Consider the following 23,020-nt stretch of genomic DNA (forward strand, 5'->3'; position numbering starts at 1 on the left):
ATGCTCGGCTGCCTTCGGGTCAGGCGTCGTGGGCCCGGACGCATTGAGCCGAGCATGGCTCGGCTCTACAGGTGCCTTGCGGTAGTGCCGGCCGCTGGCCGGCAACCTTGGATCAGCCCAGAATTCCCGGCAGATCCAGCCCCTTCTCCTTCGCGCAGTCGATCGCGATCTCATAACCCGCATCGGCATGGCGCATCACGCCGGTGGCCGGGTCGTTCCACAGCACACGGCCAATCCGCTTGGCCGCTGCCTCGGTGCCGTCGCAGACGATCACCATGCCGGCGTGCTGAGAGAAGCCCATGCCGACACCGCCACCGTGGTGCAGTGAGACCCAGGTCGCGCCGCTGGCGGTGTTGAGCAGGGCGTTCAGCAGCGGCCAGTCGGAGACCGCATCGGAACCATCGGCCATCGCCTCGGTTTCGCGGTTCGGCGAGGCCACACTGCCGCTGTCCAGATGGTCACGGCCGATCACCACCGGCGCCTTCAGTTCACCGTTGGCCACCATCTCGTTGAAGGCCAGGCCGAGGCGATCGCGGTCACCCAGGCCGACCCAGCAGATGCGTGCCGGCAGGCCCTGGAACTTGATCTTCTCGGCGGCCATGTCCAGCCAGCGGTGCAGGTGCGGGTTGTCCGGAATCAGTTCCTTCACCTTGGCATCGGTCTTGGCGATGTCTTCCGGATCGCCGCTCAGTGCCGCCCAGCGGAACGGGCCGATGCCACGGCAGAACAGCGGGCGGATGTAGGCCGGCACGAAACCGGGGAAGTCGAACGCGTTTTCTACGCCTTCTTCCAGCGCCATCTGCCGCAGGTTGTTGCCGTAATCCACGGTGGGCACGCCCAGCGCGTGGAAGCCGAGCATGGCGCGGATGTGGTTGGCCATCGAAGCACGCGCTGCCTTTTCCACTTCCTTCGGTGCAGAGACACGTTTCTCGTCCCATTGCTCGACGGTCCAGCCCTGCGGCAGGTAGCCATTCACCGGGTCGTGGGCGGAGGTCTGGTCGGTCAGCAGGTCCGGCTTCACGCCACGCTTGAGCAGTTCAGCCAGCACGTCGGCGACGTTGCCGAGCAGGCCCACGGACTTCGGGGTGCCGGCCTTGCACGATTCGTCGATCAGGCGCAGCGCTTCGTCCAGGTTGTCGGTCCAGGTGTCCAGGTAGCCGGTGCGCAGGCGCATGTCGATGCTGCTTTTGCGGCACTCGACGGCCAGGCAGGAGGCACCGGCCATCACCGCAGCCAGCGGCTGTGCACCGCCCATGCCGCCGAGGCCGCCGGTGAACAGCCACTTCCCGGTCAGGTCGCCACCGAAGTGCTGGCGGCCCATTTCCACGAAAGTCTCGTAGGTGCCCTGCACGATGCCCTGCGCGCCGATGTAGATCCAGCTGCCGGCGGTCATCTGGCCGTACATGGCCAGGCCCTTCTTATCCAGCTCGTTGAAATGGTCCCAGTTGGCCCAGCGCGGCACCAGGTTGGAATTGGCGATCAGCACGCGCGGCGCATCGGCGTGGGTGCGGAACACGCCCACCGGCTTGCCCGACTGCACCAGCAGGGTCTGGTCGTCGTCCAGGCGCTTGAGTGTTTCGACGATGGCATCGAAGCTCTCCCAGTCGCGCGCGGCGCGGCCGATGCCGCCGTACACCACCAGCTCCTGCGGCCGCTCGGCCACGTCCGGGTGCAGGTTGTTCATCAGCATGCGCAACGGCGCTTCGGTCAGCCAGCTCTTGGCGTTGAGCGTGGTGCCGGTCGGCGCGGCGATGGTGCGGGACGGGTCGTTGCGGGTCATGCGGCGCTCCGGTTCGTAGCGAATTCAAGGCAGGCGTTGAGCACCTGCGCCAGGGTGTGGCGCAGCGGTGCGGCGTGGTCGGGGTCGAGCGGGGTGGGCCAGCTGTGCTCGTCCACCTGGTCGGGTAGCGGCTCGTGCATGTAGCCGCGGCAGGCCAGTTCCATCTGCAGGCTGTGCACGCCGCCGGCGACGTTGCTGTAGTGGCGGGTGATCCAGCCACCCTTGAAGCGGCCGTTGCGCACCTGGCTCATGCCACTGATCTTCAGCAGGTTTTCCACCACATCGCTCAAGGCGTTGTCGCAGGACGTATCGGGTGCGCCGGACGGCCCGGCGGTACCGAGGTTGAACTGCGGCAGCTCGCCATCGAACAGGTGCGGAATATGCGAGCGGATCGAATGCGCGTCGTACACCACCACGGTGCCGTGGCGTGCACGCAGGCGAGTGATCTGCGCGGCCAGCGCATCGTGGTAGGGCAGGAAATACGTGTCGCGGCGCCGGGCGATCTCGGCGTCATCCGGCTCGCGCCCGGCGTGGTACAGCGGCTGGTTGTCGAAGGTGGTCAGCGGGCACAGGCCGGTGGTGTTCTGGCCCGGGTACAGCGAGACCCCGCTGGGGTCACGGTTGAGGTCGATCACCGAACGCGAGATCGCCGAGCGCACCGTGGTTGCGCCCATGCCGCGCACGAAGTCGTACAGCTCGTGTACCCACCAGTCGGCATCGCGGCGGGCCAGCCACGGCGAGTGGTAGTGGCCGATCAGGTCGTGCGGCAGTTCGCTGCCGGTATGTGGAAAGCTGACGATCAACGGGGCGTCGCCCTCGTGCACCGTCAACCATTCGGGATGGGCATTCATGCCTGCGGTTCCACGGTCGGCAACAGGTCGGTCAGGCCACGTGCCAGCGCGCCGCTGCGCACCAGGTTGGTGGCGGTCACCATGTCCGGGTGGAAGTAGCGGTCTTCTTCCAGCGTCGGCACCTGGGCACGCAGGGTGGCGCGCACGCTTTCCAGCGCGGCGCTGGAACGCAGCGGGGCATGGAAATCACAGCCCTGCGCGGCGGCCAGCAGCTCGATGCCGATCACGTTGGCGGCGTTCTCGGCCATCTGCATCAGGCGGCGCGCACCGTGCGCAGCCATCGACACGTGGTCCTCCTGGTTGGCCGAGGTCGGGATCGAATCGACGCTGGCCGGGTAGGCGCGCTGCTTGTTTTCCGAGACCAGCGCAGCGGCAGTCACCTGCGGAATCATGAAGCCGGAATTCAGGCCCGGGCGTGGGGTCAGGAACGCCGGCAGGCCGGACAGCGCCGGGTCCACCAGCATCGCCAGGCGGCGCTCGCTGATCGAACCGATCTCGCACACCGCCATCGCCAGCATGTCGGCGGCAAAGGCCACCGGCTCGGCATGGAAGTTGCCACCGGACAGTGCTTCGCCGGTATCGGTGAACACCAGCGGATTGTCGGACACGCCGTTGGCTTCGATTTCCAGCGTGGTCGCGGCCTGGCGCAGGATGTCCAGCGCCGCGCCCATCACCTGCGGCTGGCAGCGCAGGCAGTACGGGTCCTGCACGCGCACGTCGTTGTCACGGTGTGATTCGCGGATGTCCGAGCCCTGCATCAGGGTGCGCAGCGTGGCCGCTGTGGCGATCTGCCCGCGCTGGCCACGGATGGCATGGATGCGCGGGTCGAACGGTGTGTCCGAGCCCTTGGCCGCTTCCACCGACAGCGCACCGGTGACCAGCGCGGCCTGGAATACGGTTTCGATTTCGAACAGGCCGGCCAGCGCATAGGCGGTGGAGAACTGGGTGCCGTTGAGCAGCGCCAGGCCTTCCTTCGCGCCCAGTTCGATCGGCTGCAGGCCGGCACGCGCCAGTGCGTCGGTTGCGGGCAGGCGTTGGTCACCAATGAACGCTTCGCCGACGCCCAGCATCACGCTGGCCAGATGCGAGAGCGGCGCGAGGTCGCCCGAGGCGCCGACCGAACCCTGCGCCGGTACCACCGGCAGCACGCCCCTGACCAGCATCGCTTCGAGCAGCAGCAGGGTTTCCTCGCGCACGCCGGAAGCGCCCTGCGCGAGGCTGACCAGCTTCAGCGCCATCATCAGCCGCACCACGTTGGCCGGCATCGGTTCGCCCACGCCAGCAGCATGCGAGAGCACGATATTGCGCTGCAGGGTGGCCAGGTCCTCGCGTTCGATGCGCACGCTGGCCAGCTTGCCGAAGCCGGTGTTGATGCCATACACCGGCGCACCCTTGGCGACGATGGCAGCGACGGCGGCGGCACTGGCGCGCACCACCGGCAGCGCGCCGGGGTCCAGTGCCAGCGGTGCACCGCGATAGACCTGCCGCCACTGGGCGAGAGTGACATGGCCGGGGCGAAGAACCAGGGTGTTGCTCATGTGTTGCTCCAGGAGGCAGGCAGGTCGGGCTGTCCGCGCACCACGCGCGCGTGCAGCGGGTTGAATCCAATGCGATAGACCAGGTCGGCGGGGGCGTCGATGTCCCAGATCGCCAGATCGCAGTCCATGCCGACGGCCAGGCGGCCGATACGCTCGCCATGGCCCAGTGCGCGCGCCGCTTCACGGGTGAAGCCGGCGATGCACTCATCCACGGTCAGGCGGAACAGGGTGGCGCCCATGTTCATCGCCAGCAGCGGACTGGTCAGCGGCGAGGTGCCCGGGTTGCTGTCGGTGGCCAGCGCCAGCGGTACGCCGGCCGCACGCAGCGCGGCGATCGGCGGCAGGGTCGTATCGCGGGTGAAATAGAAGGCGCCAGGCAGCAGCACAGCGACGGTGCCGGCCGCCGCCATCGCGGCGATGCCGGCATCGTCCAGATGTTCGATATGGTCGGCGGAGAGCGCACCAAAGCCGGCCGCCAGTTCGGCGCCGTGCTGGTTGCTCAGCTGCTCGGCATGGATCTTCACTGCCAGCCCGTTTGCACGCGCTGCCTCGAAGACCTGCTGCGCCTGCGCCGGGGAAAACGCGATGTTCTCGCAGAACACGTCCACCGCTTCGGCCAGGCCTTCGGCGGCGATGGCCGGGATCATCACGTTGCACACCTCGTCGGTGTATTCCTGGGCCTCGCGGCCCGGCGGAATCGCGTGCGCGCCGAGGAAGGTGGTCACCACGTTGACCCGGCATTCCTCGCCCAGCGCACGTGCCACCTGCAGCTGCTTGCGCTCGTCGGGCAGGGTCAGGCCGTAGCCGGACTTGATCTCGAGGGTGGTCACGCCTTCGGCGCGCATCGCCAGCAGGCGTGGACGGCTTTCGCTGGCCAGCTGCTCGGACGTGGCGGCGCGGGTGGCGCGCACGGTGGAGACGATGCCGCCGCCGGCACGGGCGATGTCGGCATAGCTGACGCCCTGCAGGCGCTGCTCGAATTCGTTGGCGCGGTTGCCGGCGTAGACCAGGTGGGTGTGGCAGTCGATCAGGCCCGGCGATATCCAGCGGCCCTCGCCGTCAATGCGGGTGGTCGGCTTCAGGTGGGCGTCGCTGCCGGGCGGGCCGACATGGACGATGCGGCCGTCGGCGCAGGCCAGCACGCCATCGCGGATGACACCCAGCCCCTCGCCGTCGAGGGTGATCAGGTGAACGTTGGACCAGAGGGTATCGACGTGCATGGCATCCACAACGCGGCTGTGCTTATATGTCTATACAATATAGGTGTCCATTTCGGGTTGTCCAGCCATGTCCGATTCGCGTTCCCCGCACTGTTTCCATGCCGCCCACGCCTTGCTGGCCGAGGGCTGGGCCCGTGATGTCCGCCTGCAGGTTCAGGACGGCCGCATCACCGCGATCAGCACGGGGCAGGGCGCGCAGGACGGCGACACCCGCGTCGGCATCCTGGTGCCGGGCCTGCCCAACCTGCACAGCCACGCCTTCCAGCGCGGCATGGCCGGCCTGACCGAGATCGGCGGCGGTGACGGTGACAGCTTCTGGAGCTGGCGCGAACTGATGTACCGCTTCCTGGCCCATCTGCGCCCGGATGCGGTGCAGGCCATCGCCGCCCAGGCCTACATGGAAATGCTGGAAAGCGGCTTCACCCGCGTCGGCGAATTCCACTACCTGCACCACGATGCCGACGGCCGCGCCTATGCCAACCGCGCCGAGATGAGTGCGCGGATCGCGGCGGCGGCCGATCAGACCGGCATCGGCCTGACCCTGCTGCCGGTGTTCTATGCGCATGCCGATTTCGGCGGGGTAGCGCCGAATCCCGCTCAGCGTCGCCTGATCCACGATGTGGACGGCTTCGCGCAGTTGCTGGATGCCGCCAAGCCGGCATTGGCCGCGCTGCCCGATGCGGTGCTCGGCATCGCACCGCACAGCCTGCGCGCTGTCACGGGCGAGGAACTGGGTGCGTTGTTGCCGCTCACCGATGGCCCGGTGCACATCCATATCGCCGAGCAGGTGCGTGAAGTCGAGGCCTGCCTGGCGTGGAGCGGCCAGCGCCCGGTGCAGTGGCTGTACGACCACGCACCGGTCGATACGCGTTGGTGCCTGGTGCACGCCACCCACATCACCGACGACGAGCGTGCCGCCATCGTGGCCAGCCAGGCGGTGGCCGGCCTGTGCCCGATCACCGAAGCCAACCTGGGCGACGGTCTGTTCCCGATGCAGGCGTTCGCGCGCGAGGGTGGCCGTTTCGGTGTCGGCTCCGATTCCAACGTGCTGATCGATGCCGCCGAAGAACTGCGCCTGCTCGAATACGGCCAACGCCTGACCCTGCGTGGGCGCAATGTGCTGGCCCCGGACGCCACCCGCAGCACCGGCCGCTTCCTGTTCGAAGGCGCACTGCACGGTGGGTCGCAGGCGCTGGGCGTGGCCGCTGGCCTGCAGGTCGGTGCCAGTGCCGATCTGGTCGAACTGGACGCCGCGCACCCGGCGCTGCAGGCGCGACAGGATGACGCATGGCTTGACAGCTGGGTGTTCGCCGCACGTAATGGCGCGCTGCGATCGGTCTGGCGCCATGGCCGCCAATGCGTGGCCGAGGGCCGCCACCTGCAGCGCGAGGCGATCACCACCGCCTTCGCCGCCGCCCTGAAGGGCGTGCTGGGCTGATCGCCTCCGCCACCGGGACCCCATTACGTGAAGGCCAGCAAGTCCGCCACGCTCAACCAGCGTATCCGCAGCGATCTGGAAAGCCGCATCCTCAGCGGAGAATGGGCGCCGGGCTTCCGCATTCCATACGAACACGAGCTGATGGAGCAGTACGGCTGCTCGCGGATGACGGTGAACAAGGTGCTGACCGCGCTGGCCGAGAGCGGCATGATCGAACGTCGCCGTCGTGCGGGTTCGTTCGTGGCGCGGCAACCCCCGCACCTGGAGCAGGTGGCGTTGGAAATTCCGGACATTGCGATGGAGGTCGGTTCGCGCGGGCATCAGTACGGCTACCGGCTGCTGCAGCGCGAGCTGCGTCTGGCTGAAGTGGGCAATGCCGGCGAAGTGGAACTGGCCGGCAGCGAAATGCTGTTGGCGATGCGTTGCCTGCACCTGGCCGATGGCCGCCCGCTGGCGCTGGAGCATCGCCTGATCAGCCCCGTCGGCGTGCCCGAGGTGCTGGAGGTCGATTTCAGCACTACCGCGCCGGGCAGCTGGCTGCTGCAGAACGTGTCGTGGACCCGCGCCCAGCACCGCATCAGTGCCTGGGGCGCGGATGCTGTCACCGCCAAGCTGCTCGATGTGAAGCCCGGTACCGCCTGTCTGGTGATCGAGCGCCTGACCTGGCGCGGTGAGCAGCCGATCACCCGCGTGCGCCAGGTGTTCCTCGGCGATGCCTGGGACCTGGTTGCGCGCTTCGCGCCTGGGGCGCGCTAGAGGCGTATCCACGCATGGCGTGGATCTACTGAATCCCGGTTGGGCTTATCCGACGCGTGTGAATCCCTGGTAGATCCACGCCATGCGTGGATGCTGCCCCATCAATACGTGGCGCATTGGCGCCAGCGCACCGGCTCATCCACACCGGGGCGGGCATTGAGCTGGATGCGCACGTTGCGCAGGGCGGGGTAGTGCAGCACTTCCTCGCAGACCTGCGGCCACACCGCGTCCAGCTCGCCGGTGCGGTTGATCGCCAGCGTCTGCCGGGTCAACCAGACACCGCTGGCGATGCCGGGCTTGCCGGCCAAGGCACGGGACAGATCGGCCTGGAAGCGCTCCAGCGTAGCGGCATCCGGGTTGGGGTTGCTGCGCGCATCGGTTGAGGGCGCGGCCGGTGCAGGCGTAGGGGCCGGCGGCATGGTGGCGGGGGCCGGCGCCGGTTCGGGCGCCGCTTCAACCGCAGGCGCAACCGGCGCGGGGGCGACCGCCACCTCGGCAACGGGCGGGGCGTCCTGCACGTGCAGCCCTTGCAGGCTCAATCCCACCATCAGGCCCAGCGTGACCGCGCCGAGCGCGGCAATGGCGATCCGGCGCAGGGCTTCATGGCGGGCGCTGGCGCGCACACGGGTTTCGATTTCCGCCGGTAGATAGGGTTGCAGCAGCGGCCACAGGCGCGGGCCGTCCAGCACCTCGACCGCCTGCTTCTCGGCGGCGCTGCGGCCGTCGCGTTCCATCCGGCCTTCGGTCAGCAGCACGCCGCCCTTGGCGCCGGCCAGGCGCGCGGCTGCACCCAGTTCGTTCACTGCAGCGGTGCCGATGCGGTAGGCCAGGCCGTGCTTGCACGACACCAGCCAGCTGTTGGGGCCGTCACTGAGCAGGAAATCGCTGCTGGGCTCACGGGATTCCTCGCCTGGGTCATCCAGTTCGCGCAGGCCGCGCTGCTCGCGCAGCATGCGCTTGACCAGTACCGAGAATTCGCGCCAGTGCATGCCAGCCAGGGCCTGCAAGCCGAGTTGCATCTCCTTCTGCCGCCGTTTGATCCACCACAGATAGACAACGGCCAGGGAACAGGTAAGCAGGGCCGACAGCAGGGCCAGGATCCAAGGGAGCATGCAGGAGGTGCGCGGAAGGGGCGAATGCGAAGGCGACAGTGTAAAGGTCGCGCTGTGCCGCTGAGTCAGGATGTTCCTGACAGGAAGCGTGATGGAACGCGCAGTTCGGAATACCGCAGGCACGAAAAACCCGCCAATCCTGAAGCCGTGAGGGGAGGGAACAAACGGCAGCCGAAGCGATTGGCGGGTTGCTCGCGATTGTCAATCAAAATTTATTGCATTGCAACAATGGCCGGTCAGGGCACGCTGCCTGGCGACTGATGGCTGCCCGGTGCAGGTGCATCAGTGCCCGAGGCGTCGCGATTCTCCAGCTTGGCCAGGCGCGCCTGCAGGGCGTCGATGCGAGCCTCCAGCGCAGTCACCTCGTCGGCGGTGGGTACGTGCAGGCGCTTGAGTACGCCCTGCACCTGGTCGTCGAACGCCTTTTCAACCTTGTTCCAGGTGCCGGAGGCCTTCTCGCGGGCCTCGTCCAGCGACGTTTCAACGTTGTCGCGCCAGCCTGGGCCCTGTTCGCCGTTGCGTTCACGGCGGCGGGCTTCCCAGGCTTCGCCTTCCTTCACCAGGCCGTCGAAGAAGCGGCTGCCTTCGGCCTGTGCACGGCCAAGAGCGCCCAGGCCGGCCAGCCAGACCTGCTGCGCCGAGTCACTCAGCTTGCGCGAGAAGCGCTCGGCCTGGTCACCGAACGAGGCGTCGTCGTTGCGGCGGTCATCGTTTTCGTACTGGTTCATCGCACTTCCCGTGGGAGTTGGGCCTGCCCCCGAGAGTAGCGCGCGTTGGCGTTGCACGGCCGTGATGGCCGCCGCCGGGGTTCAGCCCAGCTTTTCCTTCAGCACGCGCTGGATCTCGCCTTCGACCATGCCCTTCATCGCCGACAGCAGGAAGCCCAGCTTGGCGGTCACGCGCACGGCGCCCGGCTGCAGTTCGATCGCACCGTCCACGCCGCTGCCGGAGAAATTCAGTACGTCGGCAGTCCAGGACGACTTCAGGCCGAAGCGCTCGGACAACTTGGCGGCAACCTGTTCGATCGCGGTGCGCGCCTGTGCGTCCGGCAGGGCGTGGGCGTGGCGGACATCGATGGTGGACATGCAGGCTCCTGGCGCAGGGCGGGGATGATCAATGAGGGCGAGCATTGTGCGCATCGAGGGCCTCCGCGCCAAGCACTCATCGTGGGTTCTTCTTCGTTGGCGGCCAACCTGCTAGGCTGCGCCGCGTGCAGAACCTGCTTGTTCACTTCAGTCAACAACAACAGCCCGACCAGCCGCTGAGGCCCGGGGTGCAACGCATCGTGCGCCAGGCCAACGGCAGTGTGCGGCTCGGCGACGCCGGCCATGGTGCCCTGCTGCTGGCGCAGTTCTGCGTGGATGATCGCGGCCTCTGGCTGCAGGTCGGCAACGGTATCCGCGGCATTCATGTGAACGGTCGCCCGGTGCGGCGCATGGCGCTGCTGCGTGCCGGCGATGCGGTGTATGTGGACGGCGTGGAAATGGTCCTGCAGGGCGAGGTGGAGAGCCTGCTGCAGGCCCCTGCACCGAACAACGGTGACGGCACCGACGAGCAGCAGCGCCTGCTGCGCGGTGTCGGTGGCCTGCACCATGGCCGCAGCTTCACGCTGTCGCGGTCCCGCCTGATCGGCCGCGGTGGCGACGCTGACATCGAGATCAATGAACCGGCCTTCGCCGAGCAGCACGCCCGTGTGGAAGTGCACGGCGAGCGCGTGCTGCTGCGTGACCTGGGCAGTGCCGACGGCACCCGGGTCAACGGTGTGGCCGTGCGCCACTGCTGGCTGCAGGCGGGCGACCAGGTAGTGTTCGATGGCCAGCACCGGTTCGTGCTGGAAGTGCCGCATGACCCGCGCCGGCGCCCGCTGCCGGATGAAGACGAGTCCAGCCAGGACGCCGAGCAGACGCCGGTGCTGCCGGCCGTGCCGCGCAAGGTCCGGCGCTGGCCGTGGCTGCTGGTCAGTGCGCTGCTGCTGGCCGCGCTGCTCAGCCTGCTGCTCTGGTTCGGCGCGCGCTGATCTGAATCCGCTGGGTCCGCGTTGGTGGGTGCCGACCTTGGTCGGCACGCTCCTTCGGTGCGCATGACGCCTGACGGAGTACGCCGACCAAGGTCGGCGACTACCAGTGCCCTGCTGCGGGCCAATGGATTCCAATGAAACCAAATTTCCCTTGCGCCACAAGGCCGCAAGGCTGGTGCACTGCGGCATACTAGGGGTCTTGCCCACAGGTGTGACATGACGCGCGCGTTCAACTTCAGTGCCGGCCCTGCAACCTTGCCGGAATCGGTCCTGCGCCAGGCGCAGGCGGAAATGCTGGACTGGCACGGTTCCGGTGCCTCGATTGTGGAAATGAGCCATCGCGGCGCGGAATTCATGTCCGTGGCTGCCGAGGCGGAAGCCGATCTGCGGCGCCTGCTCGACATCCCCGACGACTATGCGGTGCTGTTCCTGTCCGGTGGTGCCACCACCCAGCAGGCGCTGATCCCGCTCAACTTCGCCGCCCCGGGCCAGCGTGCCGATTACGTGGTCAGCGGCCACTGGGGCAAGACGGCGGTCAAGCAGGCCGGTGTCTACGTCGACGTCAACATCGCCGCGAGCAGCGAGGCCAACGGCTACCGCACGCTGCCGCCGCGCGCCGATTGGCAGCTCTCGCCCGATGCCGCTTATGTGCACATCACCGCCAACGAGACCATCCACGGCGTCGAGTTCCGTGATGTGCCCGATACCGGCAACGTTCCGCTGATCGCAGACTTCAGCTCGTCCATCGCCAGCGAACCGCTGGATGTGCGCCGCTATGGCGTGATCTACGCCGGCGCGCAGAAGAACCTGGGCCCGGTCGGCATCGCGGTGATGATCATCCGCCGTGACCTGCTCGAGCGCAGTGGCCAGCCACGCGCGGACATCTTCGATTACCGCTCGTACGTCGCCCGCGATTCGATGCTCAACACGCCACCAACCTGGAACTGGTACCTGGCCGGACTGGTGTTCAAGTGGATGCTGGCCGAAGGCGGCGTGACCGAGTTCGCCAAGCGCAACGCCGCCAAGGCCGCACTGGTGTACGGCGCCATCGACGGCTCCGGCGGCTTCTACCGCAATGAGGTCGCACATGCGGCCCGTTCGCGGATGAACATCCCGTTCTTCCTGCCCGATGCCGAGCTCGACGCGCGCTTCGTTGCCGAAGCCAAGGCCGCCGGCCTGCTGGCGCTGAAAGGGCACAAGGTGGTCGGCGGCATCCGGGCCTCGCTGTACAACGCCATGCCGCTGGCCGGGGCCGAGGCGCTGGTCGCCTTCATGGCCGATTTCCAGCAGCGTCACGGTTGAGCAATGAACGGCGCGCACCGTCGGGTGCGTGCCCCGCAACAAGGAATTCCGATGGCAAGCAGCAAACCCAGCAAGAAGGCGTCGAAGAAGGCCGAACCGGCCAAGGACAGCGCGTCCACCAAGGCCAAGGGCAAGGCCGCGTCGAACCCGGCGCCCACCCTGGCGCCGCTGGCGCTGGCCGATGTGCGCTCGAAGATCGACCAGATCGATCGTGACATCCAGAATCTGATCGCCGAACGCGCGCGCTTCGCCCACCAGGTCGGCAAGGCCAAGGGCAAGCTGGCCGCCGCCGTCGACTACTACCGCCCCGAGCGCGAAGCACAGGTGCTGCGCATGGTGGTCGATCGCAACGAAGGCCCGCTCAGCGATGAGCTGCTGGTGCACGTCTACCGCGAGATCATGTCGGCCTGCCTGGCCCAGCAGGAGCCGCTGAAGATCGGTTACCTCGGCCCGGAAGGCACCTTCAGTCAGCAGGCCGTGCTCAAGCACTTCGGCCGCTCCGCGCTGGGCTTGCCGATGGCCAGCATCGAGGAGGTGTTTCAGGAAGTGGAAGCGGGCAACGCCGATTTCGGCGTGGTGCCGGTGGAGAATTCGGGGCAGGGCACCATCCAGATCACTCTGGACATGTTCCTGACCTCCAACCTGAAGATCTGTGGCGAAGTGGAACTGCGCGTGCAGCAGTACCTGATGTCGCGCAGCGGCCGCATCGAGGACATCGAGCGCATCTACGCACACCCGCAGTCGTTCATGCAGACCTCGGCGTGGCTGCGCGCCAACCTGCCGAAGGCCGAGAAGATTCCGGTATCCAGCAACGCCGAAGGCGCGCGTCGCGCGCGCAACGCCGATGATGCGGCGGCCATTGGTGGCGAGAGTGCCGGCCACGTGTACGGCCTGAAGAAGGTGGTCACCAAGCCGATCCAGAACGATGCCGACAACACCACCCGCTTCCTGGTGGTGGGTCGCAACATCTTCCCGACCTCCGGCCACGACCGCACCTCGGTGCTGGTGTTCATCCATGACAAGCCCGGTGCGCTGTTCGACGTGCTCAGCCCGTTCGCCCGCCACGGCATCAGCATGAACCGCATCGAGTCGCGGCCGTCGCACCACGGCAAGTGGGAGTACGGCTTCTTCATCGACCTGGCGGGCCACATCGACGACGCGCCGATGCAGGCTGCGCTGGCCGAACTGGAAGCGCACTCGGCGCAGATCAAGGTGCTCGGCTCCTACCCGGTGGCCGTGCCCTGAGTGCTGCTGCGGCGGCAACAGCCGCCGCTCCCTGATGCATCGCCGGCGCTGCCGGTGTTTACGGAATGATCGAACGATGAGCAACGCGCAACACTGGATTGCCCGCAAGGGCCAGCCGCTGCAGGGCAGCCTGACCATTCCCGGCGACAAGTCGGTCTCGCACCGCTCGGTGATGTTCGCCGCGCTGGCCGATGGCACCTCGCATATCGAGGGCTTCCTGGAAGGCGAAGACACCCGCGCCACGGCGCGCATCTTCAGCCAGCTCGGCGTGCGCATCGAAACCCCCAGCCCGTCGCAGCGCATCGTGCACGGCGTCGGCATCGACGGCCTGCAGGCACCCAGCGCACCGCTGGACTGCGGCAACGCCGGTACCGGCATGCGCCTGCTGGCAGGCCTGCTGGCAGGCCAGGCATTCGACTGCACGCTGATCGGCGATGAATCGTTGTCGGGCCGCCCGATGCGCCGCGTCACTGGCCCGCTGTCGCAGATGGGCGCGAAGATCGACACCCAGGATGACGGCACGCCGCCGTTGCATGTGCATGGCGGCCAGTCGCTGCACGGCATCGACTTCGCCTCGCCGGTGGCCAGCGCACAGATCAAGTCGGCGGTGCTGCTGGCGGGCCTGTACGCGCAGGGTGAAACCAGCGTGACCGAACCGCACCCGACCCGCGACTACACCGAGCGCATGTTGTCGGCGTTCGGCGTGGACATCGAATTCTCGCCGGGCAAGGCGCGCCTGCGTGGTGGCCAGCGCCTGCGCGCCACGGACATCGTGGTGCCGGCCGACTTCTCTTCGGCCGCGTTCTACCTGGTCGCCGCCAGCATCATTCCCGGCTCCGAGCTGCGACTGAAACAGGTCGGCCTGAATCCGCGTCGCACCGGCCTGCTGCACGCGCTGCGCCTGATGGGTGCGGACATCACTGAAGAGAATCCGGCCGAGCAGGGCGGTGAGCCGGTGGCGGACCTGGTGGTGCGCTACGCGCCGCTCAAGGGCGCGCGCATTCCGGAAACCCTGGTGCCGGACATGATCGACGAGTTCCCGGCGCTGTTCGTGGCCGCCGCCGCCGCAGAAGGCCAGACCGTGGTGAGCGGTGCGGCCGAGCTGCGGGTGAAGGAATCCGACCGCCTTGCTGCGATGGCCACCGGCCTGCGCGCGCTGGGCATGCAGGTGGACGAAACCGAAGACGGCGCCACCCTGCATGGTGGCGTTCGCCTGGGCAGCGGCACCATCGAAAGCCACGGTGACCATCGCATCGCCATGGCGTTCGCCATCGCCGGCCAGATCAGTGACGGCGAAGTGCGCATCAACGATATCGCCAATGTCGCCACGTCCTTCCCGGATTTCGATGGCCTGGCGCGCAGCGCCGGGTTCAACCTGGCCTGATCGTCACAGCAACCTCCGGGCCACGCCCGGCGGATCGCATTGCACGGTAGAAGCCAACCTCGGTTGGCGCGCTCACCTCATCCGGTAGGTGCCAACCTTGGTTGGCACGCTTTTCCGCATAAAAGGACGGAGGCCGAAGCCTCCGTCTAAACATCACGAACCCCTCGTCCGCGATCAACGCTGCTCGGTACGGAAATCCACCGGGACCCGCACCACGCTGGCGACGGCACGGCCTTCGTGCATCGCCGGCTGGAACTTCCAGTTCTGCACGGTGTTCAGCACCGCTCGATCTAGGTCGCGACTGCGCTCGCCGCTGCGCGAAACGATCGCAGCGTTGGCGACATTGCCGCGGGTATCGACACTCAGGCTGGCGATCACGCTGCCCTGCACGCCACTACGCAGCGCAGCGGCCGGGTAGGTGGGCATGCGGTTGCTGGCCAGCGGGCGGGCCTCACGATTGCGCACTACCGGCGCGGCCTTCCGCGAAGCAGTAGCCGGGGCTGCCTGGCGCGCGGCAGGGGCCGCTGCATGCGTCACCGCGGCCTGCTCGGGGGCTGGCAACATGCGCTCACCGACCGGCGCCGGGGCCACATCTTCCTGGTTGGAATGACGCAGCCAGAGCAGGGCGGCCGCAAACATCGCCACGATCAGCGCGATCCACATCCAGGGCGACGTGGGTTTGTGCTGCAGGCTGGAATCTTCCTGCAGCTGCGGCGAATGAAGGTCTTCGTGGGTGGTGGCAGTCATCGCTAACTCCTTCCGTCAATGGACGACGTGGGAAGTGTTGCGCGAGCCACGGACGAGAAGTGTCAGCGTTGCGTCAACGCCACCGGCAGGGTTCAGTTTGCCTGCCGGGAAGCGTTCAGTTACTGGGTCTTGAAGTCGAACGGCACTTCAATGCTGCCGGGGACGGCCTGGCCGTTGCTCTGCGCGGGGGTGAAACGCCAACGGCGTACGGCATCGGTGGCGGCACGGTCGAGGTCGCGTGAACCGCTGCGCTGGATCACCGTGGCGTTGTTCGGATAGCCGGTGGCGTCTACATCCACGCGTACCACCACGGTACCGGTTTCGCCGGCGCGCAGGGCGGCGGCGGGGTACGACGGCGGCGGCGACTGACCGGCAATCGGCATCGGTTGGCTGTTGCCGGTCGTGGCCGGGGCAGCGCCCGGGGTGGCCGGGGCCGGCTCGGCGATCGGGGCGGGCGGTGGCGGGGCGGTTTCGACCAGCTTCGGCGCTTCTTCCTCGACCGGGGCCGGCTTGGCATCGGGCATGTCGCTGGAGCCGGCCGCAGCGGCCAACGGTTCCGGCAGGGGCTCGACCTGGGCGGTTTCCTGCGGGGTCTGCGCGGCCGGGTCGGCGCGGAAGAACTCCTTGTCACGGCCGGTCAGCCAGACCAGCACGAACAGCAGCACGCCCACGCCGAAGGCGATGCCGGCGATCTTCAGGGCGTTGCGCGGGATATGCACAGTAAACGACTTGGCGGACGACGAGCGGGGTGCAGACATGGACCGGACCAGTACGGAATAGCCCGATTCTGCCACGGCGGGAATGAACCGGGCGGCAGAAATCCGTATAACAAGCGATAATCCCATCCCTGATACCCACCACGACACCTGCCATGCTTGATCCAGCCCTGCTCCGCCACCAGCCCGCCGACCTCGCCGAACGCCTGCGCACCAGCCGCGGCTTCGAGCTCGACGTGTCTGCCCTGGAGTCCCTGGAGGCCGATCGCAAGCGCATCCAGGTGCGGACCCAGGAGCTGCAGAGCCTGCGCAACAGCCGTTCCAAGGCCATCGGCCAGGCCAAGGCCAAGGGCGAGGACGTTTCGGCCATCATGGCCGAGGTTGCCGCCTTCGCCGACGAGCTGAAGGCCTCGGAAGTGGCGCTGGACGAGCTGCGTGAGAAGATCGAAGCGATCTCGATGGGCATTCCGAACCTGCCGGCCGATGACGTGCCGGCCGGTGCCGACGAGAACGACAACGTCGAGCAGGCGCGCTGGGGTACTCCGCGCCAGTTCGATTTCAAGGTGCTCGACCACGTTGAACTGGGCGCCCGCAACGGCTGGCTGGACGGCGAGACCGCGGCGAAGCTGTCCGGCTCGCGCTTCACCGTGCTGCGCGGCCCGATCGCGCGCCTGCACCGTGCGCTGGCCCAGTTCATGGTCGACCTGCACACCGGCGAGCACGGCTATGAGGAAACCAACGTGCCGCTGCTGGTCAACGCCGATTCGCTGCGCGGCACCAGCCAGCTGCCGAAGTTCGAGGACGACCTGTTCAAGACCGCCGTGGGCGACTCCACGCGCTACCTGATCCCGACCTCGGAAGTGCCGCTGACCAACATCGTGCGCGACGAGATCGTCGATGCCGAGCGCCTGCCGCTGCGTATGACCGCCCACTCGATGTGCTTCCGTGCCGAGGCTGGCAGCGGTGGCCGCGACGTACGCGGCATGATCCGCCAGCACCAGTTCGAGAAGGTCGAGCTGGTCTCGATCAGCCGCCCGGAAGACAGCGACGCCGAACACCAGCGCATGACCCGCTGCGCCGAAGTGGTGCTGGAGAAGCTGGGCCTGCCGTACCGCAAGGTGCTGCTGTGCACCGGTGACATGGGCTTCTCGGCCATCAAGACCTACGATCTGGAAGTCTGGCTGCCGTCGCAGGAAACCTACCGCGAAATCTCCTCGTGCTCGAACTGTGGTGACTTCCAGGCCCGTCGCATGCAGGCGCGCTGGCGCAACCCGGCCACCGGCAAGCCGGAACTGGCGCACACGCTGAACGGCTCGGGCGTGGCGGTTGGCCGCGCGATGATCGCAGTGATGGAGAACTACCAGAACGCCGACGGCAGCATCACCGTGCCGGAAGCGCTGCGCCCGTACATGGGTGGGCTGGAAACCATCGCCTGATTCTCTGATCGGGTGGGTGCCATGCATGCATGGCACCGCTGTGGCTCTGGTGGGTGCCATGCATGCATGGCACCGAATCCACGCATGGCGTGGATCTACTGGAGGATGTTGCACGCGCCCGGCATGAATTCACCGATGCCTCAGTAGATCCACGCCATGCGTGGATGAACCCCGCGATTACCCCACTACCCGCACCTTCTCCAACGGCACCCATCCCGGTTCGCCGGTCTCCGGCACGCACCACGCCCAACCATTGAGCGTGCGCTGCCCACGCAGCACCTGCCCGGCATCCACATCCAGCTCCCGTGCGCAGTAATCCTCGGTGGCAAACGCGTCACCCTGCGCAGTGCGACCGATCACGGGCGCCGGCACGAAACCGGGCTGCTGCCCTTCGGCTTCGCACAGGAACCAGTCGTCCCAGCCCTCCGGGCCTTCATAGCGTTCGCCCACCACCAGCGCCTGGCCACGGCGCAGGGTGATCGGGTGCGGAAATTCGCTGCGGTGTGCAGTGGTCACGATGTAGTTCATGGCCCCAGCCTAACGTTCTGGTGAGCGCCACGCATGGCACCGAATCCACGCACACGTGCAGTAGATCCACACCGTGCGTGGATGGCGAGCCCTCGGGCCAGACACAGAAAAGCGGCCCCGCAAAGCGGGGCCGCCAGGGTGGGCCGGGATGGGGGAGGGGATCCCGGCCCGCGTTCAGCGCCCAGACGAGGAGAGAGGGGCACCGAACGCTGGAACGCTTATGCAGCGGCGGCTTCGGCCGCTTCGTGCGACGGCAGGGCCGCCAGCGCGCCGGCGATGGCGTCTTCACGGTGCTGCGGCGAGTAGGCGATGCCTTCGGCACGTACGAACTCGATGTCGTTGATGCCCCAGAAGGCGAACGTCTGGCGCAGGAACGGTTCCTGGAAGTCGGCCGGCGAATCGGTGTAGATGCCGCCGCGGCTGCTGACCACGATCACGCGCTTGCCGCCGGCCAGGCCGATCGGGCCGTTCTCGGTGTACTTGAAGGTGCGCCCGGCCACGGCCACGCGGTCGATCCAGGCCTTCAGGGTGGACGGGATGCTGAAGTTGTACATCGGCGCGCCGATCACCACGATGTCCGCGGCAAGGAACTGCTCGAGCACCTGTTCAGCATCGGCGGCTTCGGCCGCGTCCGCCTTGGCCAGCGAGCTGCTGCGCAGATGCGGTACCGGATTGGCGTCAAGATCGCGATAATCGACCTGTAGGCCTTCGACCTGCTGCTTGAAGCGGGCGACCACGGCGGCGGTCAGGTGGCGGGAGACGGAATTCTCGCCAAGCACGCTGGCGTCGAGATGCAGAAGCTTCATGGCAGTCACCTATGTTCTGGGAGGGAGGGGCGGGTAGCCCCCGCCGACGGAGAGAACGATAGGTTGTTGCAAAGGCGGAATAAAGGTGGTTGAATGCCACGTATTGTTCTAGATATGGAACTCGGGCATGCATGACCTGAATGATCTGTACTACTTTGCGATGGTGGTCGACCACGGCGGGTTTGCCGCCGCCGAGCGCGCGCTGGGCATCCCCAAGTCGCGCCTGAGCCGCCGCATCAGCCAGCTGGAAACCGACCTGGGCGTACGCCTGCTGCAGCGCTCCACGCGTCGTTTCGCCGTGACCGACGTTGGCACCAGCGTGCACCGCCACGCCCAGACCATGTTGGCCGAGGCGCAGGCCGCCCGCGAAGTGGTCGACCGCCTCAGCGCTGAGCCGCGCGGCGTGGTGCGCGCCAGCGTGCCGGTGTCGCTGGCGCAGATGCAGCTGCCCAAACTGCTGCCCAAGTTCCTTGAGCAGTACCCGAAGGTGCGCCTGCAGTTGAACATCAGCAACCGCCGCGTGGACATCATCAATGAAGGCTACGACGTGGCCCTGCGCGTGCGTTCGCGCCTGGACGATGACGGCAGCCTGGTGATGCGCAGCTTCGGCCAGGTGCAGGAACTGCTGGTGGCCAGCCCGAAGTACCTGGACCGCGCCGGCCGCCCCAAGGACCCGGAAGAGCTGACCCAGCACGTCACCCTCAGCATCAGCGAAGACGAAGCGCGTCAGCGCTGGGAGCTGCATGGGCCGGAAGGCGAAGTGCGCCGGGTGGACCTGCAGCCGCGCGTGGCCGGCTTCGATTTCCCGCTGCTGCAGAGCATGGTGAAGGACGGCTTCGGCATCACCATGCTGCCGGAAACCGTGTGCGCCGATGCCGTGCGCAATGGCGAGCTGGAGGTGGTGCTGCCGGACTGGTCGCTGCCGCAGGGCGTGTGCCATGCCGTGTTCGCCTCGCGCCGTGGCCTGTTGCCGGCCGTGCGCGTGTTCATCGACTTCCTGGCCGAGCATCTGCCGCCGCAGCTGGAGGCCTCGCGCCTGCATTGCGATGGTGCCTGCGAGAAGGCCAAGGAGCGCATCAAGGCCAGTGCACTGGGTGCGTTGGCGGTGGATGCGGGCTGAGGCACCTACCCGCAACTGCACCACCGATCTGTGAAACGGTAGCGCCGGGCCATGCCCGGCGCTGCTGCTTTCCGGCCCCGGTCACTTCCGGCCGAACAGCCGGTCCCAGAAGCTGCGCCGCGGCGGTGCGTCCGGTCTGGGCTCGGCAATGACCGGTGCTTCCAGTACCGCCATCAGTTCCGCGCTGCGTGGCTTCTTCAGGAAGCGCGCGTAGTCCAGATAGCTGGTCACCTTGCTCATGTGCAGGCGCTCCGGCATTGCCGGCAATGCGCCGCCCTGCAGCAGTACCTGCAATGCCTGCGGACGGTCCAGGCGGATCGCCTCGAACACGGCGGTGCCGCCGCAGCCCGGTTCGATCTGGTTGGCGCGCTGCGGCGCATCCTTCAGCAGGTCGCGCAGCGCATCCGCGTCGTCCCGCTCCACGGCCGCCACCAGCCGCGCCAGCGCTTCCGCTTCTTCGGGTGGAAGGTTGTCGCGATAGGCCTGATCGGCGATTTCGCGCTCGTCGCACCCGTCTCCGCCCTGGATGCACAGGAAATCGGTGACCAGAGCGACCGGAATGCCGGACGTATCCAGCGCCCAGTAGCTGGGGTAAACGCCGTCGCCCCAGCCGCTGGTGAATACGACCAGGCCGTGTGGTGAGTCCTCGCCCCAGGGGCGGTATTCGGCGCCTTCGTCCAGGCCATCATGGTCGATCAGCGCATCCGACCACTCGCTGCCTTCGTCGCCATCGGCCCGTTCGATCAGGGCCAGCAGTGCCTGCTGGGTGTCGGTATCCATGAAGCAGCCGATGCCGGCGTCGACCGGGTAGCCGATGAAGCTGTCCTCATCCAGTCCGGCCAGGTCCTGCGTGGTCCAGCGCGCCATCTGCCAGTGCAGGGCGGTCGCGGTGAGAGCTTCGCGTGGCTTGAACCAGACCACGGCCAACGCCGGGCGGCCGCTGTGCACGATGATCTCGACCGGATGCCGGCCCAGCGGCGCGGTGTAGTCGGCCAGCGCAGGTGCCTCGGCCTGGACCATCGGATCGCAGACCACCAGATGCCCGCTGCTGACCGGCAGGTGCCCGGCGAACGTGCGGTGCAGTGCCACTGCGGCCAGCTGGGTGTCGTCCAGCAGGGTGGTGCGCAGGTTGGCCAGATCGAGGTGGGCCATGGGGGCTCCGATTGCGGTGAAGGCCCCACCGTGCCGGATACGAAGGTCGGGAGCAAGGGTGGTCTTGGGCAAATGCCCTTCACGTGCGAGAATACGCCGCTGCCCGGGCGACCGGGACCCGATTGGAGAGATGGCCGAGCGGTTTAAGGCACCGGTCTTGAAAACCGGCGAAGGGTCAAACCTTCCGTGGGTTCGAATCCCACTCTCTCCGCCAATATTCATCTAAGTTATTGATCTTATTTAACTTATTTCGAGTATGTGGGTCTTCCGGCGGGACACAGATCGGGACACATCTCCCGAAATGCGCATTCCCCACCACCTCATCCGTACCCCCTCCGGCACCTACGCCTTTCGTCAGCGTGTCCCGAGCGACTTGCAGGTCGTCATCGGCCGCAAACTCATCAAGCAAACGCTTCGGACCACAAACTTGGCCTCTGCCAGGCTGCGCGCGATCGTCTTGGCATCAGGCTATGCTCACGCCTATGACGTGTTGAGGGATCAACGAGTGGACCGGTTTAGCAAAAAGGATCTGGAGTCGTTCGTCGAGCGATTGAGTGGCGGGGGAGGTCGGCGCGATCTGACGCTTCATCGGACGCAAGCGGCGGATGGCACCGTCACGGAACGCTGGCAGATCGATAGCGAAGACGATGTGCGTCTGTTCCGTCAAGCTCAAAGCTTTGCAACGGCGACAGAGGTGGCGGCCATCGGCGCGCTTGATCCGGAGCCTAGGCCGGCTCGCCAGGCCCGCCCGCAGGTGACCGAGACGATCAGCTTGGAAAAGGCCCGCGATGCGTGGTTGGCGAGCATCAAGCCGCGCACGCTGCCGAAGACCTATACGATTAAGACAGCCGCAGTAGAGTCGCTCGTTGCGTTCCTCGGGCCTAAGTCAAAGCTCCACACGGTCACGCGTCCTGACTTGGCGCGCTGGTATCAACATCTTCGTGACGTCGGGGCTTCGACGCCAACACTGACGAACAAGCAAAGTTATGTAGGCGGGAAAGCAGGCTTCTTCGATTGGGCCATTGCGTCCGGTTACTATCCCAAGGGCGACAATCCCGCGACAGGTCACGTGAGCTATTCGCTGCGGGAGAAGCGCGCTCGGCGGAAGCTCGGCTTCAAGGCGTACGACCGTGATCAGATCCAAACGATCTTCTCGCCGAGCAACTTCGAGAAGCTCTCTGAGAACGCTCGATGGGCGTCGCTCCTTGGCCTCTACACAGGTGCACGAGCGTCGGAAGTGGGGCAGCTCTTGATCGCCGACATCGTGTTGGAAGGAAAGCTCCCTTGCATTCGAATTTCTGACGAGGGCGAGAACCAAAAAGTCAAAACGGAGGTCAGTCTTCGGACCGTTCCTCTGCATCCGGATTTCCTGGCACTGGGCTTCATGGATTGGGTTGCAACGCGCAAAGCGGCAGGACACAAGCGCTTGTTCCCGCAAGCTAAAGGCGATGCGCTCAATGGTCAGGGTAACTGGATCACAAAGGCGTTTAGTAGGCATCTGGCGACGATTGGCAAGGATTGGCCAAAGGCGAAGCGCGGTTTTCATTCCTTGCGAAAGACCTTCATCCAAGAGCTGCAAACGCTCGGTGTGGCATCCGAGCTGCGCGCTCAGATCGTTGGGCATGAGCTCGATGACGAGCATCATGCTACTTACAGCCGCGCCTTTACTGCGAAAGAGAAGCTTAACGGTATGGGAAAGCACTCCCCTGGCCTGTCTTCACTGAAATACGAACTGCGATTGGGACGAAAGGCCCAGGGCAAAGCGACGTCTGCGCGGGTGCGGACCAAGTGATCAGAAGCCCGCAGGGGGCAACGACCGTGCTTGGCTTTAATTGCAGGTAATGCTCTTGAGCCGCACGCCGTGGTAAATGG

Annotated in this window: 21 protein-coding genes and 1 tRNA gene; 10 read left to right on the plus strand and 12 right to left on the minus strand. The window is 66.8% G+C overall.

Translation table 11 applies throughout. From position 1 onward, the window contains the following. Nucleotides 1–112: 112 nt before the first annotated feature. Genes hutU through hutI form a run of 4 tightly spaced genes read right to left on the minus strand, consistent with a single transcriptional unit; the run spans nucleotide 113 to nucleotide 5,389 of the window. On the minus strand, nucleotides 113–1,780 hold the full coding sequence (gene hutU, locus N5D20_RS12830; RefSeq protein ID WP_014037699.1) for a urocanate hydratase: 1,668 nt from the start codon (nucleotides 1,778–1,780) through the stop codon (nucleotides 113–115). After that, on the minus strand, nucleotides 1,777–2,631 hold the full coding sequence (gene hutG, locus N5D20_RS12835) for an N-formylglutamate deformylase (protein WP_053450187.1): 855 nt from the start codon (nucleotides 2,629–2,631) through the stop codon (nucleotides 1,777–1,779). Before hutG ends, hutU begins: the two co-directional genes overlap by 4 nt. Beyond that, on the minus strand, nucleotides 2,628–4,169 hold the full coding sequence (gene hutH / locus N5D20_RS12840) for a histidine ammonia-lyase (RefSeq protein ID WP_197578973.1): 1,542 nt from the start codon (nucleotides 4,167–4,169) through the stop codon (nucleotides 2,628–2,630). The genes hutG and hutH overlap by 4 nt, the downstream gene beginning before the upstream one ends. Then, nucleotides 4,166–5,389: an imidazolonepropionase gene (hutI, locus tag N5D20_RS12845; protein WP_197578974.1), complete on the minus strand. Its 1,224-nt coding sequence runs from the start codon at nucleotides 5,387–5,389 to the stop codon at nucleotides 4,166–4,168. Before hutI ends, hutH begins: the two co-directional genes overlap by 4 nt. A gap of 67 nt (nucleotides 5,390–5,456) precedes the next feature. Here hutI and N5D20_RS12850 point away from each other — a divergent pair, with 67 nt between their 5' ends. Next, complete coding sequence (locus N5D20_RS12850; protein WP_197578975.1) at nucleotides 5,457–6,827, plus strand: formimidoylglutamate deiminase; 1,371 nt, start codon at nucleotides 5,457–5,459, stop codon at nucleotides 6,825–6,827. A 27-nt stretch (nucleotides 6,828–6,854) separates the two neighbouring features. Beyond that, nucleotides 6,855–7,583: a histidine utilization repressor gene (hutC, locus tag N5D20_RS12855; protein WP_049412977.1), complete on the plus strand. Its 729-nt coding sequence runs from the start codon at nucleotides 6,855–6,857 to the stop codon at nucleotides 7,581–7,583. Nucleotides 7,584–7,684: 101 nt separating this feature from the next. On the opposite strand, the gene N5D20_RS12860 is transcribed toward hutC, so the two are convergent. The 3 genes from N5D20_RS12860 to N5D20_RS12870 form a co-directional block, all read right to left on the minus strand. Then, nucleotides 7,685–8,695 (minus strand): restriction endonuclease, encoded by a 1,011-nt coding sequence (locus tag N5D20_RS12860; protein WP_197578976.1) that lies wholly within the window; start codon nucleotides 8,693–8,695, stop codon nucleotides 7,685–7,687. A gap of 236 nt (nucleotides 8,696–8,931) precedes the next feature. After that, nucleotides 8,932–9,423, minus strand: a complete 492-nt coding sequence (locus tag N5D20_RS12865; protein WP_010480542.1) for a phasin family protein — start codon at nucleotides 9,421–9,423, stop codon at nucleotides 8,932–8,934. 81 nt (nucleotides 9,424–9,504) lie between these two features. Next, nucleotides 9,505–9,780: a polyhydroxyalkanoic acid system family protein gene (locus tag N5D20_RS12870; RefSeq protein ID WP_049455440.1), complete on the minus strand. Its 276-nt coding sequence runs from the start codon at nucleotides 9,778–9,780 to the stop codon at nucleotides 9,505–9,507. Between the two features lie 125 nt (nucleotides 9,781–9,905). On the opposite strand from N5D20_RS12870, the gene N5D20_RS12875 reads away from it, so the two are divergent. The 4 genes from N5D20_RS12875 to aroA all read left to right on the plus strand — a co-directional run bounded on the left by N5D20_RS12875 (nucleotide 9,906) and on the right by aroA (nucleotide 14,643). After that, on the plus strand, nucleotides 9,906–10,712 hold the full coding sequence (locus N5D20_RS12875) for an FHA domain-containing protein (protein WP_049436704.1): 807 nt from the start codon (nucleotides 9,906–9,908) through the stop codon (nucleotides 10,710–10,712). A gap of 216 nt (nucleotides 10,713–10,928) precedes the next feature. After that, entirely contained in the window at nucleotides 10,929–12,014 is a 1,086-nt protein-coding gene (serC, locus tag N5D20_RS12880) for a 3-phosphoserine/phosphohydroxythreonine transaminase (protein ID WP_197578977.1), read from the plus strand. Nucleotides 12,015–12,059: 45 nt separating this feature from the next. Then, nucleotides 12,060–13,259: a prephenate dehydratase gene (pheA, locus tag N5D20_RS12885; protein WP_197578981.1), complete on the plus strand. Its 1,200-nt coding sequence runs from the start codon at nucleotides 12,060–12,062 to the stop codon at nucleotides 13,257–13,259. A gap of 76 nt (nucleotides 13,260–13,335) precedes the next feature. Then, entirely contained in the window at nucleotides 13,336–14,643 is a 1,308-nt protein-coding gene (aroA, locus tag N5D20_RS12890; RefSeq protein ID WP_197578978.1) for a 3-phosphoshikimate 1-carboxyvinyltransferase, read from the plus strand. Between the two features lie 174 nt (nucleotides 14,644–14,817). Here the strand turns inward: aroA and N5D20_RS12895 are convergent, their stop codons facing one another. Together N5D20_RS12895 and N5D20_RS12900 are read right to left on the minus strand one after the other, a co-directional pair. Further along, a complete protein-coding gene (locus N5D20_RS12895; protein ID WP_197578979.1) occupies nucleotides 14,818–15,390 on the minus strand; it encodes an energy transducer TonB in 573 nt (190 codons plus the stop codon). 119 nt (nucleotides 15,391–15,509) lie between these two features. Then, nucleotides 15,510–16,148: an energy transducer TonB gene (locus N5D20_RS12900; protein ID WP_106549065.1), complete on the minus strand. Its 639-nt coding sequence runs from the start codon at nucleotides 16,146–16,148 to the stop codon at nucleotides 15,510–15,512. Nucleotides 16,149–16,261: 113 nt separating this feature from the next. Between N5D20_RS12900 and serS the strand changes: the two genes are divergently transcribed. Then, on the plus strand, nucleotides 16,262–17,542 hold the full coding sequence (gene serS / locus N5D20_RS12905; protein WP_006452392.1) for a serine--tRNA ligase: 1,281 nt from the start codon (nucleotides 16,262–16,264) through the stop codon (nucleotides 17,540–17,542). 177 nt (nucleotides 17,543–17,719) lie between these two features. Here serS and N5D20_RS12910 read toward each other — a convergent pair whose 3' ends face one another. Then, nucleotides 17,720–18,070 (minus strand): ligand-binding protein SH3, encoded by a 351-nt coding sequence (locus N5D20_RS12910; RefSeq protein WP_197578980.1) that lies wholly within the window; start codon nucleotides 18,068–18,070, stop codon nucleotides 17,720–17,722. 218 nt (nucleotides 18,071–18,288) lie between these two features. Further along, nucleotides 18,289–18,876, minus strand: coding sequence for an NAD(P)H-dependent oxidoreductase (locus N5D20_RS12915; protein ID WP_279915225.1), 588 nt, complete (start codon nucleotides 18,874–18,876; stop codon nucleotides 18,289–18,291). Between the two features lie 127 nt (nucleotides 18,877–19,003). Here N5D20_RS12915 and N5D20_RS12920 point away from each other — a divergent pair, with 127 nt between their 5' ends. Then, nucleotides 19,004–19,996: a LysR family transcriptional regulator gene (locus N5D20_RS12920; protein ID WP_049429058.1), complete on the plus strand. Its 993-nt coding sequence runs from the start codon at nucleotides 19,004–19,006 to the stop codon at nucleotides 19,994–19,996. Nucleotides 19,997–20,077: 81 nt separating this feature from the next. On the opposite strand, the gene N5D20_RS12925 is transcribed toward N5D20_RS12920, so the two are convergent. Further along, nucleotides 20,078–21,148, minus strand: a complete 1,071-nt coding sequence (locus tag N5D20_RS12925) for a DUF4241 domain-containing protein (protein ID WP_197578529.1) — start codon at nucleotides 21,146–21,148, stop codon at nucleotides 20,078–20,080. A gap of 124 nt (nucleotides 21,149–21,272) precedes the next feature. Here N5D20_RS12925 and N5D20_RS12930 point away from each other — a divergent pair. Together N5D20_RS12930 and N5D20_RS12935 are read left to right on the plus strand one after the other, a co-directional pair. After that, nucleotides 21,273–21,362 (plus strand) — tRNA-Ser (locus N5D20_RS12930). Between the two features lie 87 nt (nucleotides 21,363–21,449). Then, nucleotides 21,450–22,940 carry a site-specific integrase gene (locus N5D20_RS12935; protein WP_197578528.1) on the plus strand — a complete coding sequence of 497 codons (1,491 nt, stop codon included), beginning with the start codon at nucleotides 21,450–21,452 and terminating at the stop codon, nucleotides 22,938–22,940. Nucleotides 22,941–23,020 lie beyond the last annotated feature (80 nt).

It is taken from the genome of Stenotrophomonas sp. GD03877 (assembly GCF_029840555.1).
Lineage (GTDB): Bacteria > Pseudomonadota > Gammaproteobacteria > Xanthomonadales > Xanthomonadaceae > Stenotrophomonas > Stenotrophomonas geniculata.

Excerpts from the sequence above, each read along its gene's own strand:
- serS (WP_006452392.1), top strand. The coding sequence starts at position 16,262 with ATGCTTGATCCAGCCCTGCTCCGCCACCAGCCCGCCGACCTCGCCGAA.
- N5D20_RS12925 (WP_197578529.1), bottom strand. The coding sequence starts at position 21,148 with ATGGCCCACCTCGATCTGGCCAACCTGCGCACCACCCTGCTGGACGAC.
- serC (WP_197578977.1), top strand. The coding sequence starts at position 10,929 with ATGACGCGCGCGTTCAACTTCAGTGCCGGCCCTGCAACCTTGCCGGAA.
- N5D20_RS12915 (WP_279915225.1), bottom strand. The coding sequence starts at position 18,876 with ATGAAGCTTCTGCATCTCGACGCCAGCGTGCTTGGCGAGAATTCCGTC.
- N5D20_RS12910 (WP_197578980.1), bottom strand. The coding sequence starts at position 18,070 with ATGAACTACATCGTGACCACTGCACACCGCAGCGAATTTCCGCACCCG.
- N5D20_RS12935 (WP_197578528.1), top strand. The coding sequence starts at position 21,450 with ATGCGCATTCCCCACCACCTCATCCGTACCCCCTCCGGCACCTACGCC.
- hutG (WP_053450187.1), bottom strand. The coding sequence starts at position 2,631 with ATGAATGCCCATCCCGAATGGTTGACGGTGCACGAGGGCGACGCCCCG.
- hutI (WP_197578974.1), bottom strand. The coding sequence starts at position 5,389 with ATGCACGTCGATACCCTCTGGTCCAACGTTCACCTGATCACCCTCGAC.
- N5D20_RS12850 (WP_197578975.1), top strand. The coding sequence starts at position 5,457 with ATGTCCGATTCGCGTTCCCCGCACTGTTTCCATGCCGCCCACGCCTTG.
- N5D20_RS12865 (WP_010480542.1), bottom strand. The coding sequence starts at position 9,423 with ATGAACCAGTACGAAAACGATGACCGCCGCAACGACGACGCCTCGTTC.
- N5D20_RS12900 (WP_106549065.1), bottom strand. The coding sequence starts at position 16,148 with ATGTCTGCACCCCGCTCGTCGTCCGCCAAGTCGTTTACTGTGCATATC.
- hutU (WP_014037699.1), bottom strand. The coding sequence starts at position 1,780 with ATGACCCGCAACGACCCGTCCCGCACCATCGCCGCGCCGACCGGCACC.
- aroA (WP_197578978.1), top strand. The coding sequence starts at position 13,336 with ATGAGCAACGCGCAACACTGGATTGCCCGCAAGGGCCAGCCGCTGCAG.
- hutH (WP_197578973.1), bottom strand. The coding sequence starts at position 4,169 with ATGAGCAACACCCTGGTTCTTCGCCCCGGCCATGTCACTCTCGCCCAG.
- N5D20_RS12860 (WP_197578976.1), bottom strand. The coding sequence starts at position 8,695 with ATGCTCCCTTGGATCCTGGCCCTGCTGTCGGCCCTGCTTACCTGTTCC.
- N5D20_RS12870 (WP_049455440.1), bottom strand. The coding sequence starts at position 9,780 with ATGTCCACCATCGATGTCCGCCACGCCCACGCCCTGCCGGACGCACAG.
- N5D20_RS12920 (WP_049429058.1), top strand. The coding sequence starts at position 19,004 with ATGCATGACCTGAATGATCTGTACTACTTTGCGATGGTGGTCGACCAC.
- N5D20_RS12895 (WP_197578979.1), bottom strand. The coding sequence starts at position 15,390 with ATGACTGCCACCACCCACGAAGACCTTCATTCGCCGCAGCTGCAGGAA.